Genomic DNA, 16,863 nt, shown 5'->3' on the forward strand with positions numbered 1-16,863 from the left:
CCGAAGGCGCGCCATTGTTATTGTTATTATATTGAGCGTGTTGCTACACTCGGTGGCACATTCGCAGCTCTAAGTGCTGGTCCCCAAGCGGCAACTAGACTCATTATGAGCATAAATAGCGCGCTCGCCAAGACGAATGTCAAAGATAAGCTGGGTAATGAGAACAGTTTCATCAATTGTTGCCCTAACACCATCGCCAACATCGAACCAATAACCAAGCCCACGCCTGCGACGAGCGTATTCTCAATCAGGAAGTAGCGCACAATTGCAGACTTGCGTGCACCTAATGCCCTACGGGTACCGATTTGTTTTGTGCGTTTGGAAATATTGAACAGCGTCAAGCCAAAGATCCCCAGTGCCGTTACTAACACCAGTACCACGATTAACACTATCAACATACGCATCACAAGTTTATCACGCGCCATGTAGCTCGCTTTATTCTCATCCAATCCTTGAATGCCATAAATCACACGACGTGATTCACCTTTAAGCAGTACTTCTTCTACTTTGGCCATTACCTGAGCGCGTTGCTCTGGCGCAGTGCGTACCACAAATTCTGTGCGCGGCTGTGAGAAGTTAAATGGAAATATCACCACGTTCGAAGGACGGCTGTCTTTTAACCATGGGCCCTTGATAGTGTCGATAATACCGATAATCTCCACTGCATCATTACCCTGATAAAGAAACTTGCCTAACGCGGGCTCATCTGGGAACAGTTCTTTGGCAAAGTCCGTAGTCACAATCGCTTTATTCGGAAGCGTATCGTAGTTATCTGCGTTAACCACTTCTTCGGGATAAAAATTGCGCCCTTCAATTAACTGAGCGTCCAATGTATTGAGCAAGTGATCATTGGTCGTAAAATACGCTGCGCGAACGCCAGAACCAATTTCGGGATTAGGCACCGTATGCATACTGCTTGAGGAACCACTTCCTGACAGTGGCACCCAATTCACCATAGCGGCGTCAATGACGCCTTCTATGGCGCGCAAATCTCGCTCGTCCTGGGCATATTGCTGAATAAGGTTGATGCTCGGGTCGAAAGTACTCACGCTGACGCTGAAAATCGCCTGCTCATCGTAGCCCGTTTCTTGCGTCAAATACGTTAAACGGTCACTGATCATAAATGCCGCATTACTGACAATGGCCAGCGTAATAGCCACTTGAATCAGTAGCAATGCCGCGCCGATTTTTGAACGCATAAGCGAACTTATCATTGGTTTTAGTTCAAACATGGGGCTCTCCTACTGAGTTTTTAGGTAATAAGCTGGGTTGGTACGACACACTTGCCATGCAGGGAATAAACCCGCAATGATACAAGCAGTAATCGCAATTAACGGCGCACTTATGAGCATTAATACATCCATGGTCGCAAGATTTGAGTAATAGCTATAACTCTCTCTCACCCCCCATAGGCTCAGTTGCGCCAATAAAATACCCAACACACCGCCAAACACACCCAACAAAGCCACTTCAACAAGGTGCTGCATGAACACTTGAGTTTTACTTGCACCTAATGCGCGGCGAACTCCCACTTCTGGGGCACGGCGCATAAACTTAGCCAATAGCAAACCTAAGATGTTGGCTAAGCAGACCGCCAAAAACATGAAGCTTAAAAGTACCAAGATCTTATTATCTTCACTGACCACTTCGTTGTATTGCATCCATTGGTTAACATCTTGAATCTTACTTTTAGGGTCTTTACGCGCAAAACGACCGAGTTTTTGTTGCTCTTTAATATAGTTTTGTAAGTATTGCTGATAATCCGATTTGGCCTGCTCATTGTCGAGCTGCACCCAATATTGAATCCACAAAATTTCCGAATCCAAGCGCTCTTTATACGTTCTCACTAATTCACGCTTCCAGCCATTGCTGTTACCCCAAGTTGGGATCTCCAGCTCTTTTACTAAAGAGAATGGGTAAAACACGCGTTCTGGTTGTCTAAAAGCACCATTGTTTAAGTCATAGTATTTGATGTTGTCTGTTACCGGTTCAACCACGCCCACAATTTCAAATAGGAACTTATCTAGGTACACAGTTTGCCCAACAGGATTGATATTTCCGAATAGCTCTTCACTTAACGTGCGCTCCAGTACCACCTTTTGCACGGCGTTATCTTCATCCGCCTGTTGCCATGGGCCGCCATACACGAACTGCGCATTAAACATAGTGAAGAAATCACGCCCCGTAGCGCGCGCATCCATTAATTTTGGAGATTGACTTTCGTTTCCTAAGTGCACAGCAAAGCCAGTACGAACCATAGCTGCTTGTTTGCTGCCTTGCGCATCAGCCATGAGCTTTTGTGCATCTTTAAAAGTCAGCTGATATGGAACATCGTCATTAGTGAACCATCCTTCACCCTCGTCCATGGTTTGTAGTTGCACAGCGAACAGCTGGTCGCTTTTACTCGGGATAGGATCAGCGCTCATCATGTGATAAACGGACAGTGTGGTCATGGTAATACCAATGCCGATAGCAATGGCAATCACCATGAGCGCACTGACCAAGGGAGTGCGTTTAAACGAACGCCAGCTTAAGTCTAAATAGTACCAAAACATATTAAGCCTCCACTGCGCGTGCGGCGATTTCGCCAGCCGTTTGTTCTTTGCTAGGCGCACCTTGGTAAAGACTGAAATCAGCGAGCTGACCATCAACCACTTGAATATTGCGCGGTGCACGGCGAGCCAACTCAGGGTCATGGGTTACCATCACAATGGTGGCACCTTCACGGTTAATATCTTCCAGAATTTCCATCACTTGGCGCGCCATTAGGCTATCTAGGTTACCCGTCGGCTCATCCGCTAACAGGAAACGCGGCTCACCGGCTAGGGCGCGGGCAATCGCCACACGTTGCTGTTGACCGCCTGACAGCTGCTGCGGTAAGTGCTTTGCACGCGCGCCTAGCCCAACTAATTCAAGGCAACGTTCAATACGCTTTTTACGTTCATTTGATTTGATACCACGATAGCGTAAGGGTACTTCAACGTTTTCATAAAGGTTTAAGTCAGGGATAAGGTTAAAACCCTGAAAGATAAAGCCAATTTTTTGGTTACGTAGATCGGCTCGTTGATTGTCATTAAGTTTACCTACGTCAATACCATCAAGTTCGTAGGTACCGTCAGTAAAGGGCTCTAACATGCCTGCGATGTTTAAAAAGGTAGTTTTGCCACTACCACTGGGTCCTGTTACCGCAATAAATTCACCCTGCTTAACTTCAAGATTGAAATCACGAAGTGCGTGTGTCTGCACCATTTCCGTTTGGTATACCTTGTTGATGTTATTCATTTTAATCATTATTTTATTCCTTATTGCGAGTTCGGATTAACGCAGTAGTACGCGTTCTGAGCGCTTAAATGAGTCATAGTTTGAAATCACGATTTGGTCGCCTTCTTGGGCACCGTTGGTAATTTCAACATTATTGATGCTGGTCGCACCGGTTTGAATTTGAATTCTTTCAGCCACGTCACCATTGACGCGATAGGCAACCAAGCCACCGTCATTCAAAAAAGCACCACGGCGAACCATGAGTACATTTTCACGATTTTCGAGCAGAATGCGGGCAGATAAACGCTGGTTTTGACGGATTTTGTTCACGTGGTCTTGGTCAAATCGGACACGAGCACTTACTTGGCGGTCTTTTACTTCAGGCGAGATAGAAGAGAGTGACCCATAAACTGTGTCACCACCAATTTTAAGCTCAACTTCTAATCCTAAGCCCAACTCATTGGCGTAACTCTCAGGCACTTGAAGCTCTGCTTCAAACGCACTCAAATCAACAAGAGTCATCAGCGCTTGGCTTGGTGACACAGCGGCTTGTTGTTGCACTAGCAAGTTACCAACAACGCCTGTCACAGGCGCTGCGATGTCTAATTCATTGACACGACGCTTAAGCTCATCCACAACCAGTTGCTGGCGTGCTACATCGGCTTGGGCTGATTTGAGCTCAAACGCTAACGTATCTTTACCAATTTCGATTTCTTGTTGTGCATGTTTGAAAGCCAATTTGGCACGGGCTAAGTCGTCCTGCGCCTGCTCCATATCGATTTGGCTAATGAGGTTATCTTTAATCGACAAAAGCGCACGACGATGTTCACGATTAGCAGCGTTTAGCGTGACTTCAGCCATGTCGAGCGTTCTTGCTAATGCTAGCTTGTCACGGCGAACTTGCAGTTCTTTGCGAGAAAGCTCATCGGTTAAGCGCTGTAGTTCAGACTCATGCTGCTTGAGTTCATTGGTAAGCTCGGGGCTGTACACTGTGGCAATAATTTGTCCTTGCTCTACTTCATCACCTGGGTCGACCATCAGCTGCACATAGCCTTGTGATGAGCTGTAAATTTGCGGTGCATTGGCAGCTACGATGAAACCTGTTGTGGCGATATCACGAGTGAGGTCACCACGCGTGACTTGAGCAATTTTTACACCATCACGATTCAGTGACATGCTGGTGTTGGCACTGCTGCTAGAGAAATAAAATGCAGCTATTGCCAAGAATGAGCCCGCAATCACCGCTGCTAGCACATATTTACTGCGATTACTTTTTACAACAATTTGCGTGTCTTGCGCCTGGGTATCACGGATCATAGTGTTACCTCACAGTGGGATGCATTGTTGTTCTTATCTGCGATAGTGTTGACCAAAGCAACAACGAGCATCACCAATGGTGAGGTAAAAAACACGAAAGAAGTTAAAAGCATGGCTATTGTCCATTTTATTTGTGTACTGCGTAATGACTTACGAGAACCATGCCAATATAAAATAAAACCATAACATAATGTTTTATATGGTATTTTCATGTTTAGATAAAAGTGAACGACTGTCCGCGGACGTTAAAAGTGTCCGCAGCGGACACTTTTAACGTTCGTTTGTGTTGAACATACCCCACAACGATAAGCGCAGTAATACAACAGAGCAGGTATTAAAAAGCCCAAGCAATTGATTGCTCGGGCTATTTGATTTGTATGAGATGCGTAGTTAAAGGACTTAGTCTTCTTCGATATTATCCATGCCTTTGGTGCCATCCTTTGCTTTTAATTCGTGATGAATCGCTGACTTGATAAGCATGTACCCTGTTATTGGCGCAGTGATGAGCAAGAAGATAGAAATCAAGATTTCCTTGATATTCACTTCACCACTGTTAACGCTAAAAAATACGTTAGCGGCAATCAACAACGACGCCATGCCAAGCGTGGTAGCTTTCGTTGGACCATGCAAACGCATAAAGAAATCAGGCATTTTTACCAGACCGATTGAGCCAATGAGGATAAACATACCACCGGCCAATAATAACAAAGAAATAATCCATTCAGTCATATCAGTGCCTATTCAATAATGTCGCCACGAAGCAGGTACTTACACACAGCTACCGTGCTCACAAAACCTAACATAGCAATCAACAATGCCGCTTCGAAGTAAATCTGAGTTTTCATGCCGATACCGTACAGAACAATCAACGCGATGGTGTTGATGTACATGGTGTCCAAGGCCAAGATTCTATCTGGCACCGAAGGACCGACGATTAAGCGCCATAAGTTCAACACTAAGGAAATCCCAATCATCGCAAAAACAACCAATAATACATGCTCTAGCATTGGAAAATCTCCTTAAGCGGCGCCTCGTAGCGGCTCTTAATGGTGTTAATCAACTCCTGCTCATCGTCTAAATCCAACACGTGAATGAGCAAAAAGCGTTGCTCAGGAACTTGTCCTTTAGGCAGTGATTCCGGAATTGGGTAGACTTCCGCGCTCACGGTACCGGGTGTTAACGACACCGTGCTTGCCAACATGGTAATCGGTAAATCTTGGTCCAAGTCTAATGGCACTTTGATAAAACCTGGACGCAGTCGTTTAGTCGGCCCCAAGATTTTAAACGCCACTTCGATATTGGCTGTAAGAATGTCCCACAAAACAATCATCAATTGTTTAAGTGCTAACCCTGGACGCATAATCAGCGGCTGAGGTTTTCGAAATGGTGCGATGACTAATGGGATCACAATTGCCAACACAGCGCCAAGAATAAGATGCCCTGCCGAGACGCTGTCATTAAGTAATAACCAGACTAAAAACAGTAGGATGCTTCGAAACGGAGTCGGTAGCCATTTAAAACGAGCTTCTAATTGCATGTTATTGCTCCTTAGCCAGCGCAAATACAGTATCGATAGCCACTTGCGTATCGTGCAATGACGCTGCCGCTTTTGAGCTAATATCACTGATATGTGATGCGAACACACTCATCAATACTGGCACAGACAAGATCATGACCAACGCCATCGCACGACGTTTACCCGAGTAAACATTGCTTTCAAATTGCTCCTCATGATTAGGATGGTCATGCCAAAATAGGCTTGTACCTGCGCGCGACAACGCAACGAGTGTTGCAAGGCTCCCTAATAAATAAATAGGCCAGAACACCCAAGCTACACCCACGCTGTATGACGCTTCAAGTAACCACAGTTTTGCGATAAACCCAGACAATGGTGGTAAACCTGCCAAAGCAATTGCGGCAGTGATAAAACAAAAACCCAGTAATTTAGGTTCAGCAACACTGCGGCTGTTTACAAACCTGTCTTGCACTTTGCCACGCTGCAGCGCAATCATATCCGCGACTAAAAACATCGCGGCACACGCAATCGTAGAGTGAATCATGTAGAAAATCGCAACAGCTGTTGCTTTCTCATCGTTCAGGGCAACCATAGCAATCAAGGTGCCTACAGACACAATCACAAGGTTGGCACTTAAGCGGCGTAGGTCTTCCGCAGCAAGTACCCCCACAGCGCCGACAACCAAAGTCACCAACGCTAACGGCCATAACCACGTTGCAGCCAAGCCGCTGAGTTCACCTGCCTGTTCGCCAAAAATAACCGTAAACACACGCATTATGGCGTACACACCTACTTTGGTCATAATCGCGAACTGTGCAGCAACGACTGGCATGGCGCGGCTGTAGGTGGCAGGTAGCCACAAATGAAGCGGCAATAAAGCAGCTTTTAGGGCAAAGACAATAAGCAGCATTAAGCCACCTATTTTCGCCAAGAAGATGTCATCACCTTGTAAAGCCGCAACTTTCACCGCCATATCAGCAATGTTAAGCGTTCCCAGTACGCCGTATAAAATGCCCAATGCAATCAGGAATATACTCGAACCAACAAGGTTCAAAATCACATAATGCAGGGCTGCTTTGGTCGTGTGCTTATCTTTTTTATGCATCATCAGGGCATAGGATGCGATGAGCAATACTTCAAAAAATACGAATAGGTTGAATAAGTCACCTGTAAGAAAGGCACCATTGACCCCCATGAGCAAGAAATGCGTCAGAGGGTGATAAAAACTGCCCGCCTTATCATCGGCACGACTCGCATAGATAACCGTCACCAAGGTCAGGAAGCTGGTCAAAATAGTCAAAATAACCGCGAGCGGATCAGCGAATAGCACGATACCAAACGGTGGCTGCCATTCGCCGATGGCGTAAACAATCGAGCCGTGATGAATCACTTCACCAAGTAGCATCATTGACGTGATACACGTAATCAGTGCCATAAAGGTGGCAACCCAGCGCCTTAACACCAAACTTTTACCGCACGGCGGCAATAACAGGATTATCCCCGCAATCAGTGGCAATAGAATCGGAAGCGTGATCAAATGCTGCATTTATTTTGACCTCTTTTTCGAGCGTGGTTGTCCATCTACGTGATCATTACCTAAATCCGCACGACCACGAATCGACAAAATCACCACGAACGCGGTCATTGCAAAACCAATTACAATCGCTGTAAGCACCAGTGCTTGCGGTAATGGATCGGCATAACTTGCTGATTGCCCAAGAACAGGAGCTTGGTTTATTTTCAATCGACCTGATGAGAACAAAAATAAGTTCACGGCATATGACAACATAGTTAATCCCAGTACCACTGGAAAAGTCCGTGCGCGTAAAATCAGATAAACACCGCAGGCCACTAACAGACCTACACAACATGCATATAAGAGTTCCATTAGAGATTAACCTTTTCTTTTGGTGTTTCCGCCGTCAATTTACCCAGACTTGCGAGAATCATTAATGTTGCACCGACGACCGTGAGGTATACCCCAAGGTCAAAAATCATGGCACTGGCCAACTCGGTTTTACCCACCAGTGGAATATCAAAGTAATCGAACCAACTCGTAAGGAAGTTGCGACCAAACGCCCAACTACCCAAGCCGCTAATTGTCGCGATTGCTAAACCAGAAGCGATAACTTTACGGTAGTTAATATCCATACGTGCCATGATCCAATTTGAACCATTAGCCATGTACTGCAATATGAAGGCGATAGAGGTAACAAGACCTGCGATAAAGCCGCCGCCAGGCATGTTATGACCACGCAAGAAGATATACACAGACACCATAATTGCAAGCGGTAACAAGCTTTGTGAAATACTTGCAAGTAATAATGGGTGACGTTCACGTGCCCATGGGCGACCTTCGCTGTCCGATGCAGGCATAAACAGAGGCAAATTAAGCAGCAACTTATAAATACCCAGCGCCGCGATACCCAATACAGTAATCTCACCAAGCGTATCAAAACCACGGAAGTCCACAAGAATTACGTTCACCACATTCGTACCGCCACCGCCTGTTTTGGCGTTGCCGATGAAGAACTGCGAGATACTTTCTTGTGGGCGGGTCAAAATGGCGTAACAAATACTGCCAATGACGATACCAATCGCACTACTGATCCCTAAATCGCGTAAGATGCGCAACGAGCTTGACTCTTTCGGTGTACGTTGGGGTAAGAAGAACAATGCCAACATTAGTAACATCACCGTTACTACTTCTACCGTTAACTGAGTTAACGCCAAATCAGGCGCTGAGAAGCGGGTAAACGCCACTGAGGTCATCAAGCCCACAACTGACACTAAGATTAACGCCACCATGCGTGAACGGTGCCAAATCAAGGTGGCCAATGAGCCTACCATGAGCAAACCAGCACCAATCGCGTTATGCGCATCAATGTCAGTTAACCCCGTTGCACCTGCTAAGGTATGCATTTCAAATAAGGGTAACCCAGCAACAATCAAGGTAGATAAAATTAAAATGAATATATAACGCTGCAATGAGCCGTTTTCGATACGTAAAATTTGCTCTCGAGACCAATCAATCACCCGTTGAATGCTCGCATCAAAGGCCTTCTTCGCACTCACATTAGGCAGAGACGCTTGGAACTGAAACAAATATTTACGTTGTGAGTAGATAAACAAACCACCGGCAACCGCTACAGCACTCATGAACAGTGGCAAGTTAAATCCGTGCCAAATAGCTATGTGGTAATCTGGTGCTTCACCACCGAGTACGACATTCGATGCCACCATCAGAATTGGGTCGACAACAAAACCGGGGAACAAACCCACAAGGACACACAATAACACCAAAATCTCAATTGGAACGCGCATATAGCGCGGAGCTTCGTGCGGCTCTTTTGGCAGGTCTTTGGGCTCACCATTAAAGAATACGTCGTGAATAAAACGTGCCGAGTAAGCAACAGATAACGCCCCTGCCACCGTTGCTAGTACTGGAATTAACCACGACATTGACCCTAGCATTTGCTGGTGCAGTGTCTCAGCAAAGAACATTTCTTTTGATAAGAAACCATTGAGCAGAGGTACACCCGCCATGGACGATGCTGCCACCATAGCCAAGGTTGCGGTGTAAGGCATGTAACGCCACATACCGTTAATCTTCCGCATATCGCGCGTGCCGGTTTCGTGGTCGATGATACCGGTCGCCATAAACAATGACGCTTTAAAGATAGCGTGGTTAATAATATGGAATATGGCCGCCACCGCTGCCAACTGAGTATCAAGACCCAGTAGCAAGGTAATCAAACCAAGGTGGCTGATAGTCGAGTATGCCAATAAGCCTTTAAGGTCGTGTTTGAACAAGGCAATATACGCGCCCATTAACAAGGTCGTTAAGCCGGTGACGCCGACGATAATGAACCACAGCTCCGTACCCGCTAAGGCTGGGTAAAAACGGGCTAACAGGAAAATACCCGCTTTTACCATCGTGGCTGAGTGCAAATAGGCACTCACAGGCGTGGGGGCTGCCATGGCGTGCGGCAGCCAAAAATGGAAAGGGAATTGCGCCGATTTAGTGAATGCGCCCAGCAATACCAACACTAAAATAAGTGGGTACCACTTTGAACTCTTAATCAATTCACCATTTTGCAAAATAACGTCAAGTTCATAGCTCCCGACCAGCTGTCCGATTAACACTAATCCGGCAAGCAAGGCTAAGCCGCCAGCACCGGTAATAGCCAGCGCCATGCGCGCACCTTTGCGCGCTTCTGGGTTGTACCACCAGTAACTGATCAGCAAGAACGAGCTAACACTGGTTAGCTCCCAAAAGAACCACATTTGAATAATGTTGTTGGCTGTAACAATGCCCAGCATTGCGGTCATGAACAACATCAAGTAAGCATAGAGTTTCGGCATCGAATCTTTGGCGCTCAGATAATAACGCGCGTACAAGATGACTAATAAGCCAATGCCGAGAATAAGAATACAAAATAGCAGTGCCAACCCGTCGAGACGAAAAGAGAGATTCACCCCTAGTTCAGGGATCCAAGGTAGGCTGGCATACAGGATTTCACCAGCAAGCACTTGCGGTGCCATGCTGACGACCAACGCCAAGCATATAATGGGCATTACTGCAGTGACGGCCGCGCTTTGGTTACGCGTCAATTTGCCGGTAAAACTCGCAAGTAGACTGCCAATAAGGGATAACAGGGGTATCCACAGCAATGTCATAGTGTATGAACCTTTTTGTTGTTGCCGATAGCGCAGGCAATCATTTTGTTATCACCCATTATGAAGCGGGTGCTTTTTGTACTGATGTTGTCACTAATAAGATTAGTACAGTGCCAATTAAATATTAATAATTAACCAGTTATACTGGGCTGCCTAGCCTTTGTCTAGACTGCGACAGCCTATTCGGCTAAAACTTAGGCGGACGTTAACACCCTACTAACCTACCTAACATTATTTCTTGAGAACTGAACAAATCCAAGTGCTTATGAGTTATTTTTGTCATCCAGAGCACGACGATATTGTCGCCATCTTTCATTTCCACTGATGGCATAAAACCAATCTGCAAAACGCAGCTGGTTATGCGGGTTTTCTAATTGTTGAACCCACAATTGCCGATATGACTGAGATAAGCCAACTTCAGAGTGCTCCATTATCGACACACTGTTGGTTGGTTTGAAACCACGACCATTAGCACAATAATCACTCGTCACCCATCCAGCCGGCCCCGATTCACCCACATATAAGTTAGCAAACACGCGTCCTTGTTGCTCACAATATCCCTGTTGTTTCATGGGTGCTCGGTATTCATCTGTGAAGCCTGAAAAGTGCAGCAGTTCATGCAAGAATGTGTGGTACTGCGTTTGCAGGTTCACATGCATAATGCCCGCACGCACGTTTGCAAGGCCAGATTGCGTCATCATGACAATAAAATCAAACCCTTGGGGGAAATCCGCGGGGCTTGCAGCGATGCGTTGCCAATTGCACAGCCCAAATTGAGCATCATTTGGAGCACACTCTATTCGGCCACCAATGTAATTCGGTTGTGATAAGCAAATTAAGCCGGATGTAGGTTCTGGCTGCTCTTCGTACTGAGATTTAATTGCTTGCAACTGCTGCATCGCTGCCAAACTATCACCCAATAGCAACACGTTATAAGGACATGTGTCTGATTGCGCATATTCAAGCGACGTGCCAAACCCTAACTCATCAGCAATATCGTCTGAAACGGGGTTAATACTTAACCCTTGATGCATCCGCCACAACACTTCCACTTCTTCTGGCAAACTGACTGATTTGCGAATATCAGATAGCGACTGCCACTGTTTATGCTCGATGAGTAATGAAGATAACGCCTGCCAAAGCGCTGGGTGAGTATTGTGATGTTGTTTGAGGGCTTTTTGCCAGTAAATTCGCGCCCCACGATAATCTCTAGCCAACACTAAACGCTGAGCAACAAGCAATAATGCGGCTGTGGCGTTATGTGCCGCAAGCGCTCTTAAACTCGGCTCATCGAGTAAGGAGTAAGGAATGTGTTGTGGCGCTCGGTAATAATACGCCAATGCTGCTTGTGGGTCGTGTACAGCATAAAACAGGGCTGCATCGCGATGTTGACTCACACTCGCGCACACCCCTAGCATAAGCGCTATAAGGAGGCTAGAGCGCACCCTCGCCTGCCATGATATCTAATTCAAGTCGCGCATATTTATACTCGACAAATTCATACACATTGGTCGACAACGCAAGCTTGAAGTAATCACTCGCTAAAGTGTTATGACCTTGAGCTTGATGACTCTTAGCGAGATAAAAATAGGCTTCACAAAGACGCTCAGCGAATTCATGGTGTGACTCAACGCCCTCAGCTAAGCTCGACAATAAGTCCTGTTCGGAAATATCGCCTTTATAATAAGCAACTAACTTATAAGCCCAGTTTTGAGGATCAAGCGCTTGAACCATTTTATTCAAGTTCGCTTGAGCACCTTCTGGATTTTGCGCTTTTTGTGCAAGGTAAACCCACAATACGCGATAAGGGTCGTCTGGTGCAAAATTCAAGAATGCTTGTAGGTCATCCACCGCCAATTCAGGGCGCTCACCATAATACAGTGCAATCCCCCGGTTAAGGTACGCGTATTCATGCTCGGCATTGAGCTCCAATACAGAGTCAAACATCTCATAAGCTTTGCTGTATTGCTGCATCAGCGTGTGATGAATGCCCAAGAAGTTATACACTTCTGCAAAATCAGGCTTAAGGTTGATTGCGCGGCTGAAATCGATACGTGCCAAGGTCGTTAAACCTAGACTTTCAAACAACTTACCACGGTCATAGTACAAAGCTGCTTGTTGATCATTTGAGAGTTCAGCTTGTTCGATTAATTCGGTGTATCTCGCTACCGCGACTTCGCTACGGTAATCACTAGGTAAAGGGGCCGCAAAAGGAACCGTAACAACATATTGAGGACTTTCGGGTGTAGTTTGACAGCCTGTTAGCATGACTGCCACAACGCTCGAAACACAAAGCGATATAAGTTTTCTCAAAGCCCTAAACCTATTTATCCATACATGGACTTTCATTAAAACATAAAAAAGGGGCCTAAACAGCCCCTTTTACTATGCTTTTATCGCTTATTCAGCGTCTTTTGACTCATCAGCCGCAGGTGCAGAAGAGCCCTGCGCTTCTTTGATGCTCAAACGTACGCGACCTTGGCGGTCTACTTCTAGTACTTTCACTTTTACTTCCTGACCAACACTTAGGTGATCAGCAACGTTATTCACACGCTCTTCGCTGATTTGCGAAATGTGAACTAGACCGTCTTTACCTGGAAGAACGTTAACGAATGCACCGAAGTCTACGATACGTACCACTTTACCTTCGTAGATAGTACCTACTTCAAGTTCAGCAGTTAGCTGCTCAACACGTGCGATAGCTGCACGCGCGCTCTCACCGTTCGTCGCTGCAATCTTAACAGTACCATCGTCTTCGATTTCAATCGTAGTGCCTGTTTCTTCAGTCAGTGCACGGATTGTCGCGCCACCTTTACCGATAACGTCAGCAATTTTCTTAGGTGGAATGTTCACAACGTAGATACGTGGAGCGTAGTCTGAAAGCTCAGCCGCTGGTGCAGAAATCGCTTCGTCCATTACATTTAGGATGTGTAGACGTGCAGCTTGTGCTTGGTTAAGCGCAATTTGCATGATTTCTTGAGTGATACCTTCAATCTTGATATCCATTTGTAGTGCAGTTACACCTTCAGCTGTACCGGCTACTTTAAAGTCCATGTCACCAAGGTGATCTTCGTCACCTAGGATGTCAGAAAGAACGACAAAGTCTTCGCCTTCTTTCACAAGACCCATCGCGATACCCGCTACAGATGCTTTAGTTGGTACACCCGCGTTCATAAGCGCAAGTGACGTACCACATACTGATGCCATTGAAGAAGAACCGTTAGATTCTGTGATTTCAGACACCACACGGATTGAGTAAGGGAATTCTTCAAGCGTAGGAAGAACTGCTGCAATACCACGCTTAGCTAGGTTCCCGTGGCCGATTTCACGGCGCTTAGGAGAACCTACGAAACCAGTTTCACCTACACAGAATGGAGGGAAGTTGTAGTGCAACATGAAACGATTCGTTGACGTACCGAATAGGTCATCAATCATCTGTGAATCACGCTCTGTACCAAGCGTTGCAGTTACAAGTGCCTGAGTCTCACCACGTGTGAAAATTGCACTACCGTGTGTACGAGCAAGTACACCCGTTTTAACGTCAAGAGCACGAACCATGTCTGGAGAACGACCGTCGATACGTTTTTCACCCGCGATGATGCGACCACGTACGATTTTCTTCTCAAGTGATCCGAACACGCCAGATACTTCTTGCTCATCAAGGCTTTCGTCTTCACCAAGCTCAGCGCTTAGTTTCTCGATTACTTCTGCCTTCGCTGCACTTAGTGCATCTTTACGCGCTACTTTATCTGTGATGCGATACGCTTCACCGATTTTCTCTTCAGCGATTGCTGCTACTTTTTCAGCCAATGTTTCGTCTTTTGCAGGTGCTGTCCAATCCCATGCAGGCTTGCCAGCTTCAGCTGCAAATTCGTTGATTGCATTGATGATCGCTTGTGATTGCTCGTGACCGTAAACAACTGCACCCAACATAACGTCTTCTGCAAGTGTTTCAGCTTCTGATTCAACCATAAGTACGGCGTTGTCAGTACCAGCGACAACGAGGTCAAGCTTACTTTCTTTAAGCTCAGTCATTGACGGGTTAAGAACGTATTGACCGTCGATGTAACCTACACGTGATGCACCGATTGGACCGTTGAATGGAATACCAGATAGCGCGAGTGCTGCTGATGTACCAATCAAAGCAACGATGTCTGGTTGGATTTCAGGGTTAACTGAAACAACAGTTGCGATTACTTGTACTTCGTTTACGAAGCCTTTAGGGAATAGCGGACGGATTGGACGGTCAATTAGACGTGCAATTAGTGTCTCACCATCGTTAGGACGACCTTCACGCTTTAAGAAACCACCCGGGATACGGCCAGCCGCATACATTTTTTCTTGGTAGTTAACTGTTAGAGGGAAGAAGTCTTGACCTGGGTTAGCGTCACGCTTACCTACTACTGTTACGAGCACTGTCGTATCGCCAATGCTTGCTAATACTGCACCGTCTGCTTGACGTGCAACTGCACCCGTTTCAAGCGTTACTGTGTGTTGTCCGTATTGGAATTCTTTAATAATTGCTTGCACTTAAATGTTTCCTTAAGTTGCAGTTAGTCATTTCACAAACAGTGAATTGACTAAGGATTTTCTTAAGCACCTCACCAATTACAGTAAATAACCACACTCAAGCGAATGCCTTTATTTACTACAATTGGCAATATGGTGCCATCTAGTCTGCCTAATAGCGAAACTTAGACAGCGCTAAGTATACTCGCCAAAGGCGCACAAAAAAAGGGGCGATTAGGCCCCTTTTTCAAACTGGTATCAAAGAATTAGCGACGTAGGCCAAGTTCTTGGATTAGCGCAGTGTAACGTTCGATGCTCTTACCTTTAAGGTAGTTAAGAAGGTTACGGCGCTGGCTTACTTTGCGAAGAAGACCACGACGTGAGTGGTTGTCTTGCTTGTGGTTAGCAAAGTGGCCTTGAAGCTTGTTGATATCGAAAGTTAAAAGTGCAACTTGTACTTCAGGTGAACCAGTGTCGCCTTCAGCGCGTGCAAATTTAGCAATGATTTCTGCTTTTTCTTGGTTGCTTAGTGACATAATTTACTCCAAAAATTGAGTGTTTATATACGGTAAGAGCCGATCACTAATCCAGCCCCACCAATTGAGCGCGCTATTTTACCAAGCTTGTATAGAACTACAAGTTATTTGTGATAGCTACAGCACGCTTCGCTTTAAGGTGTCCATGTTGGTTTCGCTCACCGACACCGAGGAAACGCTCACCACAACGCACAGCGCACACGTCTTCTGGCACTTCGCCGATAACCACCGTTTGTCCGTGAGCAAAAGCAATCGCTTGCTCTTCGTTCACTTCCACGCTTGGCAAATCTTGAACCGCTGTATCCATAGGCAGCAGCAAGGTATCTAGGACATCTCCTGGTGCTTTGTCTTGGCTTTTAGCGTCATCAAGTAGTGCTTGTAACTCGTCTAAGGTGACCATTTTCTCACTTGGATAATGCCCTACCTTTGAGCGATGCAGCATGATCACATGGGCACCGCAGCCGAGTAACTCACCTAAGTCATCAACGATAGTACGAATGTACGTGCCTTTGGATACATGGGCGGTCATCTGAATTTCATTCGCTTGCTCGTCAAATTCATCCAGTGTCAGGCTGTACACGGTAATACGGCGACATTTGCGCGGCACTTCAATGCCTTCGCGCGCGTATTTGTAAAGAGGCTGACCTTGATACTTCAGCGCTGAGTACATAGATGGATATTGATCAGACTCACCTAAAAACCCAGCAACATGTTGCTCAATTTGCGCTTTAGTAACATTGACATCACGGGTTTGTACTACTTCACCATCAGCATCCGAGGTGGTAGTGCGTTCGCCTAATTTAGCGCGCACAACATAGGTTTTATCCGTATCGAGTAAGAATTGGCTGAATTTAGTTGCTTCACCAAAACAAATGGGGAGCATGCCTGTGGCCAATGGGTCGAGTGCCCCGGTGTGGCCAGCTTTTTGCGCGTAATAAATGCCTTTAGCTTGTTGCAAGGCACGATTACTCGATATACCTTGCGGCTTGTGTAACAAGAGTACGCCATCAACCGGACGGCCTTTGGTACGACGGGCCATCTGGC

General features: G+C 46.1%; 15 protein-coding genes. All 15 read right to left on the reverse strand.

The genetic code is table 11. From position 1 onward, the window contains the following. Positions 1-26: 26 nt before the first annotated feature. Positions 27-1,232: an ABC transporter permease gene (locus tag ACH19P_RS11525; RefSeq protein WP_462158675.1), complete on the reverse strand. Its 1,206-nt coding sequence runs from the start codon at positions 1,230-1,232 to the stop codon at positions 27-29. A gap of 9 nt (positions 1,233-1,241) precedes the next feature. Then, complete coding sequence (locus ACH19P_RS11530) at positions 1,242-2,555, reverse strand: ABC transporter permease (RefSeq protein WP_462158676.1); 1,314 nt, start codon at positions 2,553-2,555, stop codon at positions 1,242-1,244. A gap of 1 nt (position 2,556) precedes the next feature. Further along, positions 2,557-3,291, reverse strand: coding sequence for an ABC transporter ATP-binding protein (locus ACH19P_RS11535; protein ID WP_462158677.1), 735 nt, complete (start codon positions 3,289-3,291; stop codon positions 2,557-2,559). Between the two features lie 27 nt (positions 3,292-3,318). After that, on the reverse strand, positions 3,319-4,578 hold the full coding sequence (locus tag ACH19P_RS11540) for an efflux RND transporter periplasmic adaptor subunit (protein WP_462158678.1): 1,260 nt from the start codon (positions 4,576-4,578) through the stop codon (positions 3,319-3,321). Between the two features lie 399 nt (positions 4,579-4,977). Beyond that, the gene (locus tag ACH19P_RS11545) at positions 4,978-5,307 is read right to left on the reverse strand and encodes a Na+/H+ antiporter subunit G (protein ID WP_462158679.1); all 330 of its coding nucleotides are present in this window, start codon (positions 5,305-5,307) and stop codon (positions 4,978-4,980) included. An 8-nt stretch (positions 5,308-5,315) separates the two neighbouring features. Next, positions 5,316-5,585 carry a K+/H+ antiporter subunit F gene (locus ACH19P_RS11550; protein ID WP_347389066.1) on the reverse strand — a complete coding sequence of 90 codons (270 nt, stop codon included), beginning with the start codon at positions 5,583-5,585 and terminating at the stop codon, positions 5,316-5,318. Continuing rightward, positions 5,579-6,115 carry a Na+/H+ antiporter subunit E gene (locus ACH19P_RS11555; RefSeq protein ID WP_462158680.1) on the reverse strand — a complete coding sequence of 179 codons (537 nt, stop codon included), beginning with the start codon at positions 6,113-6,115 and terminating at the stop codon, positions 5,579-5,581. The genes ACH19P_RS11550 and ACH19P_RS11555 overlap by 7 nt, the downstream gene beginning before the upstream one ends. 1 nt (position 6,116) lies before the next feature. Continuing rightward, positions 6,117-7,640 (reverse strand): monovalent cation/H+ antiporter subunit D, encoded by a 1,524-nt coding sequence (locus tag ACH19P_RS11560; protein WP_462158681.1) that lies wholly within the window; start codon positions 7,638-7,640, stop codon positions 6,117-6,119. Next, complete coding sequence (locus tag ACH19P_RS11565; RefSeq protein WP_462158682.1) at positions 7,641-7,982, reverse strand: Na+/H+ antiporter subunit C; 342 nt, start codon at positions 7,980-7,982, stop codon at positions 7,641-7,643. It lies immediately after the preceding gene. Beyond that, a complete protein-coding gene (locus tag ACH19P_RS11570; protein WP_462158683.1) occupies positions 7,982-10,774 on the reverse strand; it encodes a monovalent cation/H+ antiporter subunit A in 2,793 nt (930 codons plus the stop codon). Before ACH19P_RS11570 ends, ACH19P_RS11565 begins: the two co-directional genes overlap by 1 nt. A gap of 263 nt (positions 10,775-11,037) precedes the next feature. Continuing rightward, complete coding sequence (locus ACH19P_RS11575) at positions 11,038-12,171, reverse strand: hypothetical protein (RefSeq protein WP_462158684.1); 1,134 nt, start codon at positions 12,169-12,171, stop codon at positions 11,038-11,040. Positions 12,172-12,208: 37 nt separating this feature from the next. Beyond that, positions 12,209-13,123, reverse strand: coding sequence for a lipoprotein NlpI (nlpI, locus tag ACH19P_RS11580; RefSeq protein WP_462158685.1), 915 nt, complete (start codon positions 13,121-13,123; stop codon positions 12,209-12,211). A 51-nt stretch (positions 13,124-13,174) separates the two neighbouring features. Beyond that, positions 13,175-15,304 (reverse strand): polyribonucleotide nucleotidyltransferase, encoded by a 2,130-nt coding sequence (gene pnp / locus ACH19P_RS11585; RefSeq protein WP_462158686.1) that lies wholly within the window; start codon positions 15,302-15,304, stop codon positions 13,175-13,177. A gap of 245 nt (positions 15,305-15,549) precedes the next feature. Next, a complete protein-coding gene (rpsO, locus tag ACH19P_RS11590; RefSeq protein WP_347389058.1) occupies positions 15,550-15,819 on the reverse strand; it encodes a 30S ribosomal protein S15 in 270 nt (89 codons plus the stop codon). 97 nt (positions 15,820-15,916) lie between these two features. Further along, positions 15,917-16,858 carry a tRNA pseudouridine(55) synthase TruB gene (gene truB, locus ACH19P_RS11595; RefSeq protein ID WP_462158687.1) on the reverse strand — a complete coding sequence of 314 codons (942 nt, stop codon included), beginning with the start codon at positions 16,856-16,858 and terminating at the stop codon, positions 15,917-15,919. Positions 16,859-16,863: the final 5 nt, after the last annotated feature.

Source organism: Pseudoalteromonas sp. GB56 (genome assembly GCF_054923835.1).